Genomic DNA, 20083 nt, shown 5'->3' with positions numbered 1-20083 from the left:
TATAACTTGGCCAATTGGCTTGCGGGCCAGGGCAAGAGCGTTGTCATGGTGAATCCGGCCACCACCAAACGAAACAAGTTCCGTAAAACCTGGCATTTTGCCAGGTTTTACGGAACCCTCAAAACGATACGATTTCATCCTCGCGAAATAAATAGCGAGCTGTTACCGGGGGCATCAATACGAGGCTGGACTCTTACTTTTAAGACATACTTGCCAGATGCTCCTCAAGACGATCCATGGTCTGTTCGGCACCTGGGACGGCATATGTTTTCACCTTATCGAATACAGCAGCATTTTCTTCAAATACTGTGCTATAAGTGAGTTTGGTCTTACCATCCAAATCCTCAAAGATTGCTGTCGCCAGAAAATGGGGAAACACAGCATGTTTGATGACGATTCGCTCGGGTTTAACGACCTCGATAAAGACGTTGGTGTTGGGATAATCAACGCCATCAGGACCATGCATGATAAACTGCCATGTACCGCCGGGTTTCATATCAAACTTCTGAAAAGTCGTCGTAAAACCTCGAGGTCCCCACCACTTCGACAGGTGCTCCTCTTTCGTCCAAGCATCAAACACAAAATCGCGTGGAGTATCAAATACGCGGGTGATCACAATCTCGCATTCACCTACTTGCGTTGCGATTTTGTTTGTTGCGTTGTTTTGGTTCATGTCCATCCCTCCAAAATGAATTTGTCTTTGACTTGTTGAAACCTATATCACTAAGTAAGCGAGGATGTTTGGAAGCTTGCGGCTGGCTTAGCCCCAATCGATTTGCAATCTCTCCGCAACTTTCATTGGCCGTCCAGAACGTCGCCGAGCTTGTCCAAGAATAGTTTCGTTCCGTGTTCCCGCTGTTCGGGCGTATCATGGCCGTCCAGAAAAACACCCTGCTCTGTGTAGACCAACCGTGTGCCGCCGCCCTCTGGCTTGAACTCCACCGTCGTCACGGAGACGGATAACCGCGTTTCTTCCATGTCCAGCGTGTACGAGTAGACAATGCGTCTGTCCGGAACGATCTCCTGATAGCAGGCGTCGAAAGTGAAGACCGGGCCTCCCGGCGGACCTCCACGGTTGTACTCTCGTCCTCCTACGCGGAAATCGAACTCGTTGGCTTTCGGGAACCAGGCGGCTTTGGCGGTCTGGCCCGCCCAAGCGGCGAATACCCGGGCAGTCGAATGCTTATAGTTCTTTTCGATGACGAAAGTGGAATGTTTGGCAGATGGTTCATTCATGGTCGAATCCTCCTTGGCCGGGTTCTCCCGGATGTTCGTCTAAATATGCGCCGAGTTGGTCGAGGTGGAGATTCCAGCTCGACTTCCTCTCGTCAAAGTACTTCTCATGATTCATCCTCATTGTCCGCATGATCTTAGTGAAATTTTCAACTGTCAACGGTTCGTTTCTGTGCATCCGGCTTGATACATTCTCGAGCTCGTGCAAAAGCTTCTGTTGCATACGAATGTTTTCTTTCAGTCGGGCTATTTGAAGGGATACAGTGTCTAACAGGCTGAGCTGATCACCAGCCATAACGGCTTTAATTTGCTCCAGAGACAGCCCTAACTCCTTCAAGGACAGAATTTGCTGCAGACGCGAAATGTCTGTTTCCGTATAGAGCCTGTATCCGGAATTAGAATGACCGGATGGCGAAAACAAACCGATTTGATCGTAAAATCGTAAAGTGCGAATCGTTAGTCCCGCTAATTTCGCAAGTTCTCCGACTTTCCACTCTCGTTGCATGATCATCCCCTTTCTCGGGCGCCAGCTGTTTACCGGTATATTCACTATATACCGTTACGTAACGTAAGGGTCAAGTTTTTTAACAAAAAGTGAATGTTCCATTAACAGAAAAACATTTTTTTACGATGAAGGAAGAGGAACTGAAAGTACTTTATGGAGGTAAGCAATGAAGGTTATTACTACTGTAAAGGAAACGCAGGCAGAAATAATCTAGCAAACTGAAGGCGCCTCCAACAGATGAATAGTGAAGGAACCAATATATCAGTGATGCCTGGGATGGATCACGAAATGGAATCAAAATTAGAAAGCCGGTTACAATCGTAACCGGATTCTAAGTGTCTAATACTCTTTTGAGCAAAATTACTACGGAAAAACTTGTGTCCGAGGCTCGATATTTTTTAAGGAATTGAGATGATTTTGGACTTTTTCTATTTAATCAATGACTATACCTCTCTGTTCCAGTTCTGATGTATCTACCATAAGCATGCTCGTAACAGAGAGAGTCGTTAGATTTGGCAAATGAGAGGCATCTTCCAACGAGTGAACATCAAATAGTTCGTCTTCACCAGCCCAGAAGGGGACGATTTGTGTATAGATCTGTAATCCTCCGTCAAAAATCAGCTCTTTTACATGCGCCAGATGGTCCGAAGTCAGGACAAGCTCTTCGAAATACGTTTTGGCTTCAGGAATGATCTCATATCCTTCATCCTCGATATTGATATCTCTTTCCAAATAATCGGCAACAAATGCGTATAGATCAAAAGCAGGCTCAAGGATATTTTGTCTGTACATCAACTCTTCGATAACGACTAATTTAAAATTAAAATCTTTGAATGAAATCCCCTCTGTGGATGACGTAGTAGAAGAGGATTGTTTCTTTGTCGTTTTTGACTTTAGTGCTAACGCGTCATCGAATAGCTGCACAATTTTATCATACATAGGTGTTGAACGATTTGTAGCTATAAGCATTTGCAGTACCTTCTGTCGATCTTTCGATTTGGCCACTAACTTTATTCCATTTTCCTGCAAAGAATAAAAAACAAAATTTTGCGTAAAAAAATCAAATTGTACATCCGTCCATTGTATCAAATAAGTCTCGAGATAGGGCAAGATTGTTATCGTTCTTTTTTGCTTTAGCAAAGAGAAGTCGCTGTCCCCTAGAAAATCGTAGGCAATATCATAGAAGAATGATCCGTAATCATCCTCGTTATTAGGTGCAGTTAGCGTGACGAAATAATGAATTAGATTCGCTGCTTCACTCCCAAAATGAGGGTGATGTTTAAGAAGTGCTCCTGTAATATTATTGCAGCTAACATAGCAAGTCGTAACTAGCTTAGGAATGAACATCGAGACAGCTTGCCGTAAATCATCATCGCCTTCGTAATGGGTATGATAAAAATAGAGGTGGGTCAGATCAGCGGCAATTCCCCCCCAATGTTCGTTATCTGTACCTTCCTTACGCACGGCGTGGTCGATATAGGCATCAATCAACTTTAATACCCGTGCATGATTGCTTCTTAAGGCTTTGCGATTATCAGCGATTTCCGTTTCAACAAATGCGTTGGAAAGATGCAAGACATTGCCCGCAGCATACGTATTATCTATAAGAGCAAACTCAAACATACTCAGCATGCTATCGTAATACCACATCAATTGATCATCAGCTTGATTGCAAAAGAGGGTCCAGGCTTCGATTATCTGGTTCCTGGCTGATTTGAAACGTTGATCATCCTGATCCAGTTTCATCACAAAGTGGAAGGAAGATTCGATGAGAACAAACTGCTCCTCCACCGATATTCGTCTTTCTTTAATTACAGCCAATAATCTCTTAGCTGTCATGGAAGCATTCGCATCCGTCTGCAACGATAACCATTCATGTAAAGTTTTCATCAGACTCGCTCTCTCCTCGTTGTCCGATCATAGAATTTCCGCTAGAATGTTCACTTCTTATTTTCCACTTATTCTCAGCATCTTGCAAGTTAACCGCACACGGTTTCTGAGATTCTGCCTCTTTTCCTTGTCTAACGTATACTTTGTAGCAGCAAATAACAAAAACGACAGTCCCACCCCAATTCATGGCTGCCGTTTTCTGAACTCACGGGCAGGTATAGTGGAAAAGAAGAGGTGTAACTCAGTTGGGAGAGCGCATCGCTGGCAGCGATGAGGTTAGGGGCTCGATCCCTCTAAGCCCCGTAAAAGAAAAAGTTACCTGCAGGTTTGCTTTTTTCTTTTACGATTTTGGGAAGAGCCTCATCGGGGGCCCCGCAAAGTAATCGGAGTAGGCTCCGTTATTACCGCTTGGGATGCCAAACGATTTTTGGATACTGATCATAGATGATGAAGCCGATCTTCGAAAACTGCTGACGGACTACTTTGAAATTAATGGGTATTTCGTTATGACGGCGACCCTTATGCTCTTTCTTCCATCTCACTCCATGTCTCAATAGTTGAAATTGTGCTAAAATATAGTCTGGGGAACTAGGAACCAAGTTGTTAAGAGAGGTTCAATGACGATGCTAAATAAACTCGGTAAGCACGGGCCTGTATATCACCTGCCTCCGTTAGGAGAGCCTCCTCCTCTGAGCGTCCAGTTCTTAGGGGTTAATTACTGTGATACGGATTACCACAATATTCGAAAGATTGCACAAATTACCGTTTTCGGTTTTGTACTATCAGGGCAAGGCAGTGTTCAGGTCGGTCCCCAAGCCTATATGGCTCGTCAGGGAGACATGTTCATCCTACCTGCAGGCTATTACCATGAAGTTGCCTCAGACCTAGACCACAAGGAGCAATGGAGTTATATATGGCTAAACATTAGCGGAAGCTGGATTCTGAAGATGCTTGAAGCCTACCAACTGCTTTCACATGTCGTGACGTCCAGAAGCGGATTGGAATACTTGTTTAAAGAGGCTATTGAAAGCGCTAAACAAAAATCAGTAGAAGAAATGCAAAGTGAGCTGCAGATCATCCTTATGCGAATCATTGTCAGCCTCTCTGAAACTTTACGTAAAAGAGGGGAAGCGTTAACATCAACGGTTCAAGCGATAAAGCAATTTTTGGATAACAGTATCCTTCATCCTTTCGACCCGAAGCAGCTCTCTTCACAAATGGGCATTTCCAATAAGCAGATAAATCGCTTGTTTAAAAGAGAAATAGGAACTACCATCTATAACTATGTCATCTCCAAAAAGATAGAATCCGCTAAACTGATGCTGCTCGACACACATCTGACCATAAGCGATATTGGTTATAAGCTTGGATATGTCGATCCGCATTATTTTTCGAACCTGTTCCAAAGCAAAACCGGAGTTAGACCAAGCGCCTTTCGAAAGCAATTTATTAAAATTCAATAGACATGCCGCGAATTGTTCAGGAATTGCGAATGATTCTTCACGGCATGTTTTTTGTTTTATGGAACAGTAATGGGCGTCCATAATCCTCACCCGATGATCCGCTTATTCTATTAAAAAATTGTGCAGACCACGGTATACTTAATTCAGATTATTTTATGAAGGGAAAAATACAATGCACAGTGATTTTATTAAACAGCCACCTCATCCTGAAACGGAATGGTCCGCCTGTACAGGCTATTCTGAATCTGCAGTAATGATAGAACGAATTTTGGATGTCTCCCTAAAAGATGCCAGTATTTGCACAGGGCCGGATCATATGTACTATATGACCGGAGCGACAGAGGGCTCAAGCTTGCAGGTATGGACGTCCACAGACTTAAAATCATGGACGGGGCCAGCCGCCGTATGGAGCTTAGAGCAAGAGGGAACGTGGCAAAAGGAGAGTGAGGGCTCCTCTGGTATTTGTGCACCGGAAATCCACTATGTAAAGGGAACGTTCTGGATCACATATGGGTTGAAACAAGGCAGCACTGGTTTGCTCAAAAGCTTGTCCGCCTCCGTCATGGGTCCTTACCAGGATATGGGGAAGATAACAGATGACGGGCAGGATGCCTCTTTATTTGAGGATGAAGACGGAGTTGTTTATTGGATTTACAGCAATGGCAAAATTGCCAAAATGAAAGAGGACATGACCGGTCTTGAGGAACTTCCCCGGATGGTAGAAGTGCAGCCTTGGAAGGTCGCGGGGCGGGAGGATCATCCATCGTACTTACGGAACCTTCAGGTAGGAAGTTACGGGGCTTTTTTATATAAACGGGCTGGGTACTACTATATGTTCTGTGCAGATGCGTTTGAGAGGATGGGCAGCGATGCTGTAGATACCTTTGTAGCGGTGAGCCAATCGATCTATGGTCCCTACAGCCGGCGGTATTTGGCACTTCCCCATGGCGGACAAGTCACTTTATTTGATGGACCGGACAATCAGCTGTATGCGTCCTTTGCAGGCTGCGGCAGCTATTCGCCGGTTGAGCATTACCCTTCTGTTGTTCCCATGTCCATTGCAGGCCCGGGATTCATAAGGCCGATAGAGGGAACGGTGCTGGAGAAGGGAGCCGTGGGAAGTCTTAAACCTGTAGGGGACTTCCTGATTCGGGATCCTCATATTAGCAAAGGACCGGATGGGACGTATTATTTGACGGGGACAACAGATAAGCCGCATCGTAATTTTTGGGATCGGAATAACCAACTTCACTTGTGGAGCTCAAATGATCTGAAGGAATGGAACCATGTGGCCAAAGTATGGGATTTATCCGAAAATGGGACATGGGAGAACAACATTTATGAAAATCCTTGTCTCTGGGCCCCGGAGATGATCTATTTGCACGGAACATTCTGGATCACTTATTCGCTTAAAGGCGGAGGCACCGGGTTGATTAAAAGTGTATCTGGACATGCAGAAGGACCGTATATCGATATGGGTCGCATGACGAATACGGATATTGACTCCAGCCTGTACCAGGATGAGGATGGTCAAGTGTATTTTGTTTGGCAGGATGGTAAAATCGCCAAGATGAAGAAGGATATGACAGGCTTTGCGGAGGACCCCCGCAAGCTGCTGTGCTCGGATGGACAGCGCGTTGGCTATGAGGGTGCATTCATCGTGAAGTACAAAGGGAAGTACATTCTTGGTGCGGCGGAGTGGAATGGGGATAAACGCGTGGACGGAACGTATGATTTGATGTATGCCGTTGCTGAAGATTTGTACGGCCCTTATACTCCAAGACGGTTGGCGGTACCTCACGGAGGCCACGGAACGATGTTTATCGATAAAGACGGCAGACTCATGTCTACATTTTTTGGTAATGATCGAACCGCTCCATTTCGGACCCGTGTGGGAATTGTCCTGCTGGGGGCCGAAGAGGATGGGGAGGGGCTATGCATTGCACCTTGTTGTGAGTAATATTAAGACATGAATCAAGCTCCTGATCGGGCCGGATTCATGTTTTTTTCTACTATTCGTGAAATGGAAAGGAGCTGCCGGTCCATGAAGTTTTTCTCCGTAAAAAAGTTGGTTTCACCTACGGTAAGCATCCAGGGGAAAATCTTTGTCGCATTCAGTCTGGTTACTCTGATTGGAATCGTTGCTGTGACAAGTATTGTTTATTTGTACATGAGAGAAACGGTGAAGAAAAATGCGATTACTTCCGTTACGGAAAGCATACGCCAGGCGGACGAATCCTTAAATCTCCGATTGGAGGAAGTTAGTCGATTAAATACGGTGGTCGCTACCAATAAAACGGTGCTGGATACGCTGCTTAGCAAGACGGAGGAACCAAGCTACGAGTGGTTCCAAGAGCAAAAGCGGATCGAGGAGTTTTTATCCGCATTGATTGCCTACAAGCCATATATTTCACGCGTTGCCGTCATAGGGCTGAACGAAAAGTTGTTTTTTGTCGGATCCCCATGGCTCGACAAGAACATTTTATATGCACCGATGATGGATTATTTACTTCAAAATGGCTCAGGGCATGCTTATTTTCATCAAACCGGTTTCAGTGACTCCATTGTGACCGGGCGCGAGCTCCGATATAACCGTAATTTAATCGGTATGGTGATGTTCGATCTGAATGACGAGTTCATTAAGAAAATATATGATGTCAAACCTACATCGGACAGTATGTTGTATGTGGTTGATAGGAACAATGAATTTATTTATCAACCCCAAACAAACGTCCTTGACAAGTCAGTGGTCATTGGGCTCAATCAGGAGATGTCCGGTTCAGATGGTTCAGTTGAAAGGGTCATCGGACAGAAATCTTACCTGGTTATCACGCGGAAATCGGATTATACGGGATGGTCCACGGTGGCACTCGTTCCTATGAAGTCTCTCTTAACTGAAACGACGCGGATCCGAAATGTATTAGCCACAGTAGCCATTGTTGTGTTTATCATTATCGTCATCGGTACTTTACAGGTTTCCTCGAGAATTACAAGAAATATTCGAAGGCTGAGATCTATGATGATGCATGTCATGGAAGGCAACATGACGCTCACAGCTGTCGAAATTCATTCTAAGGATGAAATAGGCCAGCTCTATCAAGTTTTCAAAAGTATGGTAGAGGAATTAAAGCGTTTACTTGAGGGAATCGTGACGACTGAGAAGGAGAAGCGTGAGGCGGAGTTGGCTGTTTTGCAGGCTCAAATTCGCCCCCATTTTCTGTATAACACGCTGAATACGGTCAAGTATTTGGCCAAACTGAACGGGGTGCCGAATATTGTTGAGGTGTCGGAATCTTTAATAGAGCTCATGCGCGGTGTTTTGGGGAATACGAATGAATTTCTTTCCCTGCAGGAAGAGCTGCAGTATGTCCGCAGCTACGTTAATATTGAAAAATACAAATATGTGGAACCCATTCATGTGAAGATAGAAGTCGAAAATGAAGAGCTTTTACAGTTCAGCGTGTTGAAGTTAATGCTGCAGCCTCTTGTGGAAAATGCCATCATTCATGGGCTATCCTCCTCGGAGCACGAGGGCCTAGTATTGATTCGCATCTATGAGGAAAACAAAGAACTGAGAATTGAAGTAAGAGATAACGGCAAAGGGATGTCAAAGGAACAGATCGATGCGCTGTTTGAAGAGAATAAAGTCCAGACGAACACACGCTTCAGCGGCATGGGCGTTCGCAATGTGCACGAACGCATTGTTCGACTATTCGGGGAGCCTTACGGCGTATTTCTTTATAGTGAGCCGGATACCTATACCACTGTGCAGATCAGATTTCCATTGGTGCCGGTTACGAATCGAAAAGGGCAGGAGGAATGAGGAATGTATCAGGTATTATTGGTCGATGATGAGGCGTTGGCACGAAACGATGTGAAGAGTATGTTGGATTGGGAAAAGCATGGATTCACCATATGCGGTGAAGCACATAACGGATCTATGGCCCTTTCCATGATGGAGCAGCAACCTCCGCATATCGCAATTTTAGACGTAAGCATGCCGTTAATGAATGGGGTAGAACTGAGCCGCATGATCAAAGACCGGTTTCCCAAGGTTAAAATGATCATGCTGAGTAGTTTTGACGATTACGATTATGTTCGGACCTGCCTCATGAACGGGGCTATGGATTATTTGCTCAAGCATCGCTCGAACGCGGGAGCTCTATTGACGCTTCTGGATAAAGCGGTTCAGGAATGGCAGAGTGAAGAACGAGAGCATGAAGCTCGAAGTGCCCAAAGCAAAATGATTGAACGTCTAAGTCCGGTTATTCTTCGCGAACATGTAGCTAATTTGGCTAGAGATGTACAAGAAACTGGGGAAGTGCTGCAGTCTTATGCACGAGACAATGATCTGTATACCAGTTCCATCAATTATGGAACCGCAGCTGTACAAATCGTACCTTTTCTGTTGTTGACGGAGTCCTTTACCGATGTACAGAAAAATCGGTTTGTTCAGCAGGCCGCGGAAGTCATGCAAATGGCAATTGGCGACATTCAGAAGCGGACGGTAGGCTATGTGGGGGAGGGACGCTTTATTGTCCTGTTTTCTTCGGAAGATCGAAGTGAACATACGGTTACAACCCAAATCAATCAAGCCACGAGCTCCCTAGCTCATTCTCTCGAGAAATTCCTTAACTTAAAATGTGTCTATGCCATAGGACCGCTATGCGGAAATTTGCGGTTGGTTGGCTCCAGCTATACCAAAGCAAACCAGGATATAAACGTCATGTTCGATCAAGGATTGAACGCATCCATCCTGAAAGATTCTCTTTTAATGGAAGAACAGAAGCAATTGCTGCTTTTTCTGGAGCGGTTTGATGGGGAAAGAATAAATCAAATCATTTCAACCATTTTTGATGCACTGCGTAGTCAGCCAGTCTACGCAATGACAGTGCAAATCATTGTAAGCGAAATGCTTCATCTTGTTGAAAGGGCATGGAAGCGGCATTTTCCTCATTCATCCTTAGAAGATAACGGGCTCATCCCCTCGAGGAATGAGCTTGGGCGAATGGGAAGCGTTGCTGAGCTGGAGAGATGGTTGTTAAATTACTATGCACGAATTGTTGAGGCCATTAAGAAAGAGCATGCAGGAGGATCCTATTCGCGTCATATTTCGAAAGCCATACAGTTTATCGCCGATAACTATGCCTCCAACATTTCCTTGGACATTACGGCGAGTGCCCTTAATCTGAATCCTTCCTATTTAAGCAGATTGTTCAAAGAGGAAACGGGTATGACCTTCACAGAGTATTTGAACCGGGTTCGTATTAAAACGAGCTGCATGCTTATGGAATCCGGCACCTATGCGTTGAAACAGATTAGCAGTGAGGTTGGATTTTTGAGTTATACGTACTTTTTTAAAGTGTTTAAAAGCATAACAGGAATGACACCTCAGGCGTACATGGATCATCTGAAACCGTCAAAAAAGTAGAATGGAAAGTCATAAATGTTGAATCATCCCAAAGCATTAATTAACTATACTTAGATCAACCCTTAGAAAACGCTTTCTTTTAAGGGTGAAAACAACGTGATCGGAGGAACGAAAGAATGAAAAGAAATTGGGGGACGGTACTGCTTTCAACTTTAGTAGTATCCAGTATGGCACTTAGCGCCTGCAGCTCGGATACCCCGAGTAAAGAGAAAGAGGGCACAACCAAAGTAGATGATGTGAAAACTGTGTCTTCAGCGGGATTTCCCATTGTGAAAGAGCCGATTAAGCTGAAAATGTTCACAAGAATTGCGCCAACCAATGGACCATTTAAGGATATGCCGGTGTTCAAGGACTTTGAAAAAATGAGCAATGTTCAAGTGGAATTTATCGAGGCACCAACGGATGGCTTTCCTGAGAAAAAGAATCTGTTGTTTGCATCGAATGAGCTTCCTGATGCCATGTATCGCTCAGGTCTTACACAATTAGAGGCAATTAAATACGGTGCTGGCGGTCAATTAATTCCACTCGAGAAGCTGATTGATTCTTACGCTCCAAACCTTAAGAAGTTAATGGAAACGTATCCAGAGATTCGTTCCGCCATAACAACACCTGAAGGCCATATTTATGCCATCCCGGGGATTGTGACCGTCAACTCCGCCAGAACCGATAAAAGATGGATGAATCAAGCATGGCTGAAGAAACTGAATCTGAAGGAACCTGAGACTACGGATGAACTGTACGAGGTGCTGAAAGCTTTCCGGGAAAAAGATCCTAACGGCAACGGCAAACAAGACGAGCTTCCGATGACTGCACGCAACGACAAATTGTCTGTCGTAACGCAAATGGCCGGATCTTTTGGATTGGATCTTCAGTTTGGTTATAACATTAACTTGGACAATGACAAGGTTAATATTTGGATGGGTAGTGATCGGAATAAGGAATTGTTGATGTATTTAAACAAGCTGTATTCGGAGAAGCTGCTGGATCAAGAGCTGTTTACACAAAAGGAAGCTCAATATCTGGCCAAGCAAGGGTCCGGAAATACCGGTTTCTTCTTTGATCAGACGAACAATCCGATGCTGGATACGAAAGTTGCAAATCAATATATGGGTATAGCCCCGGTCAAGGGACCGCATGGCGACAGAATGCAGAGTAATGCAGCTCCGGTACCGAGAGATTTTGGAGCTTTTGCCATCACCCCGGTTAACAAGTATCCGGAAGCGACGATGCGTTGGATCGATTATTTCTACAGCGACGAAGGATCCACCTTGCTTCGATTTGGTCGTAAAGGCGAGAATTATGAATTGCGAGAGGGGATTCCTTATTATACAGATGCCTTCTTGGCGACCGGCAATCAATCCAAAATCACCCCATATGCCGGAGGCGGGGCGCCGCATCTGATCAGCGAGAAGGTAGCGTCTTATATCAATCCGCTACAGGTTCAAGAAGCTCAAAAGAAGCTGGACCCGTTCATGCCGAAAGTTAAGTTCGCACCACCTATGTTCGACGAACAAACGGCTCAAAAAATCAATATGCTGCGGAACGATATTGATAAATATTACGAGGAGCAGAGCACCAAGTTTATTGTAGGCGCGCTTAACTTCGATAAATGGGGCGAGTTCCAGGCCACTTTGAAGAAAATGAAAATTGATGAGCTGCAGCAGCTATACCAAGCCACTTATGATAACCTCAAAAAACAAAACTAAGCACCGCATACCGGCTGGAGGGCTACAGATGAAGAGTGTGGTAAATACTGTGGGCGTTGCGTCTCGATCCCGATCGAGGCGCTCCAGTCTTTATAAATCGATCGTAAGTCGATACGATCTCTACCTGATGCTGCTCATTCCTATCGTATGGTACCTTGTGTTCCATTATGGGCCATTGTATGGTTTGCAAATCGCATTTAAAAACTTCAGTCCGGCCAAGGGAATCAGCGGCAGCGCGTGGGTGGGGCTAGACCATTTCCAACGATTCATAGGATCCTATTATTTCTGGAGGCTGCTTTGGAACACCATTTCGATTAACTTGTTCTCTTTATTGTTTGCTTTTCCAATTCCTATCCTCCTGGCCTTACTCATTACGGAAATCCGTAACAAAACATTCAGCAAAATTGTGCAAAATATTACGTATACCCCTCATTTTATCTCCATCGTCGTCATGGTAGGGATGCTGATGCTGTTTTTATCTCCACGCGGAGGTCCTGTGAATTCGATTATTGAGGCATTTGGCGGAGCGCCGGTTCGATTTCTCGAATCAGCGGCCTGGTTTAAGTCGATCTTTATCGGTTCCAACATATGGCAAAATATGGGTTGGCAATCGATTATTTATATAGCAGCCCTGGCCGGAGTCAATCCGCAGCTGTATGAAGCGGCCAAAATGGACGGCGCGAGCCGGTTGCGGCGTATTTGGCACGTATCCATTCCAGGCATTCTGCCGGTCATCGTCATTTTGCTTATTCTCGATGTCGGACATTTCATGAATGTCGGTTTTGAGAAAATTTTGCTTATGCAAAATAATTTGAATTTGGAATCCAGCGATGTCATTTCTACATTTGTCTACTCGGAAGGTATTTTAAAAGGGGAATACAGCTATACAGCTGCCATTGGCTTGTTTAACTCCATCATTAACCTGGCGCTGCTATTACTCGTGAATCGCTTTGCCCGTAAAAAGGCGGAGACAAGTTTATGGTGAGGAGGGGATAAGCGATGCAGGAGCAAACGCTCATGAAAAGGAAGTCGGATGAAAAAATATTCGATGCCGTGGTTAACGCATTGGCTATCCTTATCGTCGTAGTGGTACTGTACCCGCTAATATTTATCGTTAGTGCCTCCTTCAGTGACCCTGCGCTGGTGCTGAATGGGGAAGTGATTTTGCTGCCTAAACAGATCACTTTAGAGGCCTATCGGAATGTCTTTCAAAACGATCAAATATGGACCGGATACGGCAATACCATTCTGTATACGGCAGTAGGTACGGTCATTAATTTGGTCATGACAACATTAGCGGCCTATCCGCTGTCGAGACCTGACCTGCCAGGGCGGGGAATCATAATGTTTTTTGTTACGCTTACGATGTTTTTCAGCGGGGGTCTCATTCCGTCTTATCTCCTCGTGAAAAATTTAGGCATGGTGGATACGATGTGGGCGCTAGTCATTCCCGGCGCTATCGCCACTTATAATCTGATTGTGATGAGAACCTATTTTCAATCAAACATTCCTTGGGAGATTCAGGAAGCGGCCCATATCGACGGGTGTTCGAACTGGAAGCTATTGACACATGTGATATTGCCGCTATCCAAGCCGATCTTGGCCGTTATGATCCTTTTTTATGCAGTCGGACACTGGAACTCATTCTTCAATGCCTTGATCTACATTCGCAGCAAGGAGATGTACCCGTTACAGCTTGTGCTGCGTGAAGTGCTGATGATCAGTCAGGCGGATGCGGTGGACAGCAACGCAGGGTTGGAATCTAAAATACTGCTGGCTGAGAGTATCAAATATGTAGTTATTATTATTTCAAGCTTGCCTGTACTGCTGATGTATCCTTTTGTACAGAAGCATTTTGTGAAGGGCGTTATGATTGGTTCATTAAAAGGATAATGAATGGAAGGAAGCGTTGTGTTCATGCAAGCAAGAGCTAAGATTCGGGTGAATACGAATCAAGTCAGTAAGGACAGAATTAATCCTTACATATTCGGACATTTTGTGGAAGATATCCGTGATCATATGGATGCGATGTTGGCCTATCCGCTTGCGGATATGGATTTTGAAAGTGCAGACGTGACATGCAGAGGGCTTTCTGGACGGTGGCGTCCTTATACGAATGGGAAGAGTACTCTTTATACGCTCGAACCCGCTGCTGCGCATCATTCCGGACATAGTCAGCAGGTACGAATCTATAGCGACGATGAGGCTTATGCAGGTCTAAGCCAAGCAATTGCTGTAAAACAGGACCCGGATGGCTATTATTTGGCTCTGTATGCACGGGCTTCTATCGAAATCAAGTATGTTGTAGCAGAGATTGTAGATAGGAAAAGTGAAGAAGTGCTTGGTTCAACGCGAATCGATGTGGTAAGCCATAATTGGAAGCACTATGAATCGCGACTGACGGTCAGTCGGTCTTGTGAGCATGCGGAGTTCCGATTATATGTACCTATGGAGCATGAACGCTGGCTGGATCATGTATCCACGGGGATGCTTTGGTTAGATCATATTTCGCTGCTTCCTTCTGACAGTGTAGGCAATGTTCGCAAGGAAGTTATGGATATGACCAGGGACTTAAACGCCGGCATGATGCGGCTTGCCGGGAATTATATTAGTGCCTATCATTGGCAGCAAGCGATTGGCCCTGTGTATGAGCGCCCCAGTGTTATCAATGAAGCATGGGGGGGCTGGACGAATAAGTATTTTGGAACGGATGAGTTTATTAGGTTTTGCCGTGAACTGAATGTGGAGCCCCTTATTTGTGTAAACGATGGTTCGGGAACACCGGAAGAAGCGGCTGAGTGGGTTGAATATTGTAATGGCGATGCCGATACACCAATGGGAAAACTGCGGGCTGCTAACGGGTACGCCGAGCCATATGGCGTGAAGTACTGGGAGATCGGCAACGAAGTTTGGGGAGCATGGCAGGTCGGGCATTGCAGCGCTGAGCAATTCGCAGAACGCTACACGCAATTTGCTCAATCTATGAAAGCAAAAGATCCAGGGATTAGGCTGCTCGCTTGCGGGAATGAGAAAATGGATTGGAACAAAACCTTGCTGGAACGAGCTGCTGAGCAGATCGATTACTTAACCTTGCATTTGTATCACGGATACAACCGTTTTGGGATGAATGCTCATACACCGAAAGAAGAGCGTTATAAGGCCATCCTCTCTTATCCGGAATGGACGAGGGAAGCTGTAAGGCAATTAAGGGAGATGTTCGGATCATCCGCCCGTTATGGTCACCTGAAATTGGCGATCACCGAATACAATACGATGTATTATCCGAATACCATCCGCAAGGGTCTTCCGAATGAACACACCTTAGAAGCAGCGGCTGCAAATGCAGCGAATTTGAATGAATATATTCGAAATAGCGATTTGATTGAAATAGGCAGCTTCTCCGACCTCGTCAACGGCTGGCTTGGCGGATGTATCCGAGTAGGGGATTTCTATGCCGATCAGTTTCGCGGTAAGTCCGCTGGCAGAAGTGAGAATTCCTTAACTGTGTATGGCACTCCAAGCTATTATGTCATGAAAATGTATGCTAACCGAGACTTAGGCTATGTGGTAGAGAGCCATACTGATTGCGGCAGCTTTCAAGTGAGTAGCCTTGCGCCCGCTGCGCTCCAACTTGATAACCTGCCGAATTTGGACGTCGTGGCTTGTACGAATGTTCGTGGCGATACACTGACGATCTTTATGGTGAATCGAAGTCTTGAAGATATGCTAATTGACGTGCAGCTGGACGGATTTGCCGAATCAGGCACAGCCCGTCTGTTGGAAGTAACAGCGGATGATTACGAATGTTTCAATAGTGTGAATCATCCGGATGCGGTGGTCTGCGGAGCTCATGAATTATCAGTAATGAAATCTCAAGTGACCTGTCAGCTGAGGGCGTCATCCGTCTATGTATTAGAAATCATTCGGTAACGGGAGTAAAGGTCTCACTGCTAACGGTAACAGGAATAGGAGCTGATGATAAATGAAAAAATGGTTGACGGGACTTCTTGCTTTTGTCTTGATCATGTCTTTTCCGGCATCAGGATTCGCTTACAGCAATCCGCAAATCGTATCGGACTCATGGCGTTGGGATAATGGGGATTTTTATGGGGAAGGCGATCCGTTCATCTTGAAATTTAACGGAGTCTACTATCTGTACACCAGTACGGTGGACGATAAGCCAGGTGTGAAGGTTTGGTCGTCGGAAGACCTGGTGCATTGGGAATATCGCGGTCTGTGCGCTACGGAACCGGTTACGAAAGGGGCATATGCCCCGGAGGTTGTTTACTGGAACGGCGATTTTTACATGTATACGGCTCTGCTTCGGGATGACGGTACCACGCAGCGAGGTCATCGCGTGCTGAAGAGCTCCAGCCCTACAGGTCCTTTCACGGCCCAAACGGGCAACAAGGTAAATGGCATTGACGGAGACGTATTCATTGACGATGACGGACAATGGTACTTCTACAGCACGGGCAACGGAAATATCGATGTTCGTCCGATGTCCGATCCGTATACATTCGGTGAGAAATTGAATACCGGAGCCGTGATGAATGGTTGGACCGAGGGTCCGACGGTCATCAAACGCAATGGTAAATACTATATGACATATACCGGAAACCATGTGTGGAGCGATGCTTACAGGGTGGATTACGCGAGCAGCTCGAGTCCGGTTGCGGGCTTTGTGCCGGCCGCATCCCAGAACCCGGTTCTTCTCGATGCGGAAGGAGATCATGTCGGGCTTGGGCATAACTCCATCGTTCGCGGTCCCGATCTGGATTCCGATTATATGGTCTACCACAGCCATGCCAACCCGGGGCGAAATCTGAACTTGGACCGGGTCGTGTGGAACGGGGACAAGATGCTCGTGCTGGGTCCTACGACATCCGAGCAGCCCGACCCGGCAATGCCTGAGTTCAGCGACCGATTCCAAAGAAATGGATTGGGCTATGATTGGAAGGTTGTAGGCGGAGGGAATTGGGGTATCCGGGACGGCAGCACGTTGTATCAAGATGCCATGGGTGAACCCGAACAATCTCGTATGCTTATATCCCAGAAAGCGACGGATGACAATTTCACGGCGGAATTCAACCTGAAGCAAGTAGAACAGGGGAACAGCACGAACCCGCAGATGGGTGCAGTTTTCTCCTACAAGAATGAGAAAAATTATGGTGTTGCCGTACTTAACAGTAAACAAAATCGTCTGGAAACGGTGTTCCGCGTAGATGGCAAGGATTCAGAGAGGGTAACTAGCTCCCTTCCGGATGGCTATGATTATACGAAATGGCACCAGATCCGAGTGGAGAAGGAGGGCTCCGACTATCGCATCTATGTAGACGGTATGTTGAAGCAAACCCGTTCCATCGAGCGGCTTGACAAGGGCAAGATTGGTTATACGACTACGGATGCGCATGCAGACTTCGGATATGTCGCGTTTAGCAATAAAGTAGGCGGTAACAGCGCCAACGCCGCTTATAAACCGATTCCCGGTGAGATCCAGGCAATCCATTTCAACCCGAAAGGTAATGGCAAGCCTAATGGTAATTCCGATCATATCAGTATCTCTGAAGCTACATATGGCGGTCATTATGTCGCATCGTTTAATAAGGGGAATTTACAATATAACGTAAATGTATCCGAAGCGGGAACTTATGATGTTGTGATCAGGTACGCCGCAGCAGCCGATGCGCGAGTGAAGCTTGAACTCGATGAATCGACCGTATTGACGGACACGGTACAGCTCCCCTCGACAGGTGGTGCGGATCAATGGAATAATCAGATCATACGGGATGTCAAGCTTCCGCAAGGGCTGCATAAACTCAAAGTGATAGCAGACGGTGGAACATTCGATTTTGCCTCACTGAAGTTGGGCCGTTCCACTGCAACGACAGCCGTAAACGATGATTTCAACGACGGCAACGATTTCGATTGGACGAAATTTGAACAAGGCTGGCGGGTAGATACCGGGGATGCACCTCCGTTTGATCTTCCCAAGCCGGTCCCGGGCATCATAGAAGCTCCTTTCTACAATACGGGCGGTGAAGGAATAGGATATCATGATAACACCCCTGAAAACATCGGCGGTGCCTATCGAGGTGATTCCGTCGATATCCGTACGAACAATAATTTCAACAGTCTTAACGTCGGTTGGAATCAGGCCGGCGAATGGCTTAAATACAACATCGATGTGAAACACGCGGGAATGTATAAGATCGAAGTAACGGCAGCAACCACGTTCAACGGTAATCAAGCGCGTATTTGGCTGGATGATCATACGGATTTGACCGGTGCGATTAATATACCGAATACCGGGGGCTGGAACAATTGGCAGACAACGGTGTCCGAAGGCGTCTATTTGCCGGAGGGCCGGCATGCGATTACCTTCGAAACGCTTAAAGGCGAGTATGACTTCGCAAGGCTGAAGTTCGTTTCCTTCGACGTACCCAAATCTCTTCCGGGCGTTGTAGAAGCCATTCATTATAACACAGGTGGCGAGGGTGTCGGTTACCATGACAATACGTCAACGAATATCGGCGGCCAATATCGCAAAGATGCGGTTGACATTCGTGTCAATCCGAAAGGTGGCTGGAACGTCGGTTGGAACCAGACCGGCGAGTGGTTGAAGTATAACGTGGGCGTTGCCAAGCCCGCTGCCTATGACGTCAGTGTCCGGATAGCAACGGGGCTTGACGGCGGGAAAATCCGGTTGTGGCTGGATGATACGACCGATTTAACTGGTGTCGTGGATATTCCCAATACCGGAGGATGGAATAACTGGAGAAACGTCAAGCTTGGAGACGTAAAGCTTCCGGAAGGCGACCATACCATCAAGGTTGAAATCGTTCAGGGCGAATATGATTTGGCTAGTCTCTCGTTTAATACGTTAAATGAATCCCAGAAGCTTCCCGGGACCGTTCATGCCGTGGATTACATGAATGGAGGGGAAGGGGTCGCGTACCATGACAACACGCCAGAAAACATTGGTCGTCTATACCGTACCGATGCTGTCGATATCCGTATGCTCCCGGAAGGGTTCACGACGGGTTGGAACCAGACCGGCGAATGGATGAAATACAATGTGGATGTCGCCGAATCAGGTCCGTACAAGCTGGATTTGCGAGTAGCTACGGCTATGGATGGCAGCCAAGTCAGATTTTGGCTTGATGACACAACCGACCTAACAGGAATCATTAATGTTCCGAATACCGGCAATTTTCAAGAGTGGATGACGGTAAAGAAAGAAGGAGTGACCCTTCCCGCAGGCAAACACACCATTAAGGTGGAAATTGTAACCGGCGAGTTCGACTTTTACAGCTTCCGTTTCCACAATGACCCGATCGTTCCTAAACAAGGCATATACAAATCTGTGCCGAAAGGGTATCCGAAATCGGTTATCGGCGATAGCAGCTGGTCGGACTATATCGTGAAGACGGATATCAAGTTGGGCGAAAATACGCAAGCGGGAGGTAACGCAGGCATCATTTTCCGTGTAAACAATCCCGCTGACGGAACGTTATTAGGGCAGAACAGAAACGATTTCCTTCAGGGTTACATCGCATACCTAGCCACAGACGGCGTGCATCTGGGTAAATTCAATTATAACTTCCAGTACTTGACTGGAACGGCGCTAGCAGGTACGGCTGGGAATTGGCAGCATATGAAGGTAGTGGCGAGCGGCACTAGGATCAAGGTGTATGTTGGGGACATGGAAAAACCCCTTATTGATTACACGGATCAAAGCGGGACGGCTTTCACGCATGGTAAAATAGGGGTTAGAAGCTTCAACAGTGAAAGCTTAATCGATAACTTCATAGTGACGCCGAATCCGGCCGAATAAACAGCAAAATCACCCTCT

General features: G+C 46.1%; 14 protein-coding genes. 10 read left to right on the top strand and 4 right to left on the bottom strand.

Annotation, left to right across the window (positions count from 1 at the left end):
- Positions 1–199: 199 nt before the first annotated feature.
- From GC098_RS14150 to GC098_RS14135, 4 genes are all read right to left on the bottom strand, one after another.
- Complete coding sequence (locus tag GC098_RS14150) at positions 200–673, bottom strand: SRPBCC family protein (protein ID WP_171643788.1); 474 nt, start codon at positions 671–673, stop codon at positions 200–202.
- 122 nt (positions 674–795) lie between these two features.
- On the bottom strand, positions 796–1236 hold the full coding sequence (locus GC098_RS14145; RefSeq protein ID WP_171643787.1) for an SRPBCC family protein: 441 nt from the start codon (positions 1234–1236) through the stop codon (positions 796–798).
- Complete coding sequence (locus GC098_RS14140) at positions 1229–1738, bottom strand: MerR family transcriptional regulator (protein ID WP_171643786.1); 510 nt, start codon at positions 1736–1738, stop codon at positions 1229–1231. Before GC098_RS14140 ends, GC098_RS14145 begins: the two co-directional genes overlap by 8 nt.
- A 432-nt stretch (positions 1739–2170) precedes the next feature.
- A complete protein-coding gene (locus tag GC098_RS14135) occupies positions 2171–3628 on the bottom strand; it encodes a DUF6892 domain-containing protein (protein ID WP_171643785.1) in 1458 nt (485 codons plus the stop codon).
- Between the two features lie 413 nt (positions 3629–4041).
- On the opposite strand from GC098_RS14135, the gene GC098_RS14130 reads away from it, so the two are divergent.
- From GC098_RS14130 to GC098_RS14085, 10 genes are all read left to right on the top strand, one after another.
- Entirely contained in the window at positions 4042–4185 is a 144-nt protein-coding gene (locus tag GC098_RS14130) for a hypothetical protein (RefSeq protein ID WP_216625273.1), read from the top strand.
- Positions 4186–4251: 66 nt separating this feature from the next.
- Entirely contained in the window at positions 4252–5091 is an 840-nt protein-coding gene (locus GC098_RS14125; protein ID WP_171643784.1) for an AraC family transcriptional regulator, read from the top strand.
- A gap of 172 nt (positions 5092–5263) precedes the next feature.
- Complete coding sequence (locus GC098_RS14120) at positions 5264–7051, top strand: family 43 glycosylhydrolase (protein WP_171643783.1); 1788 nt, start codon at positions 5264–5266, stop codon at positions 7049–7051.
- A gap of 84 nt (positions 7052–7135) precedes the next feature.
- Complete coding sequence (locus GC098_RS14115) at positions 7136–8914, top strand: cache domain-containing sensor histidine kinase (RefSeq protein ID WP_171643782.1); 1779 nt, start codon at positions 7136–7138, stop codon at positions 8912–8914.
- Positions 8915–8917: 3 nt separating this feature from the next.
- Positions 8918–10522, top strand: coding sequence for a response regulator (locus tag GC098_RS14110; protein ID WP_171643781.1), 1605 nt, complete (start codon positions 8918–8920; stop codon positions 10520–10522).
- A gap of 116 nt (positions 10523–10638) precedes the next feature.
- Positions 10639–12228 carry an extracellular solute-binding protein gene (locus GC098_RS14105; protein WP_171643780.1) on the top strand — a complete coding sequence of 530 codons (1590 nt, stop codon included), beginning with the start codon at positions 10639–10641 and terminating at the stop codon, positions 12226–12228.
- A 28-nt stretch (positions 12229–12256) separates the two neighbouring features.
- The gene (locus tag GC098_RS14100; RefSeq protein ID WP_171643779.1) at positions 12257–13213 is read left to right on the top strand and encodes an ABC transporter permease; all 957 of its coding nucleotides are present in this window, start codon (positions 12257–12259) and stop codon (positions 13211–13213) included.
- 14 nt (positions 13214–13227) lie between these two features.
- Positions 13228–14121, top strand: a complete 894-nt coding sequence (locus GC098_RS14095; protein ID WP_171643778.1) for a carbohydrate ABC transporter permease — start codon at positions 13228–13230, stop codon at positions 14119–14121.
- Between the two features lie 24 nt (positions 14122–14145).
- Positions 14146–16158, top strand: coding sequence for an alpha-L-arabinofuranosidase family protein (locus GC098_RS14090; RefSeq protein ID WP_171643777.1), 2013 nt, complete (start codon positions 14146–14148; stop codon positions 16156–16158).
- A 52-nt stretch (positions 16159–16210) separates the two neighbouring features.
- Positions 16211–20065, top strand: a complete 3855-nt coding sequence (locus GC098_RS14085; RefSeq protein WP_171643776.1) for a carbohydrate-binding protein — start codon at positions 16211–16213, stop codon at positions 20063–20065.
- Positions 20066–20083 lie beyond the last annotated feature (18 nt).

Source organism: Paenibacillus phytorum, from assembly GCF_013141715.1.
GTDB classification, from domain to species: domain Bacteria; phylum Bacillota; class Bacilli; order Paenibacillales; family NBRC-103111; genus Paenibacillus_E; species Paenibacillus_E phytorum.
The sequence above is the reverse complement of the archived record's forward strand: the minus strand, read 5'-3'. Positions and strand labels throughout refer to the sequence as shown.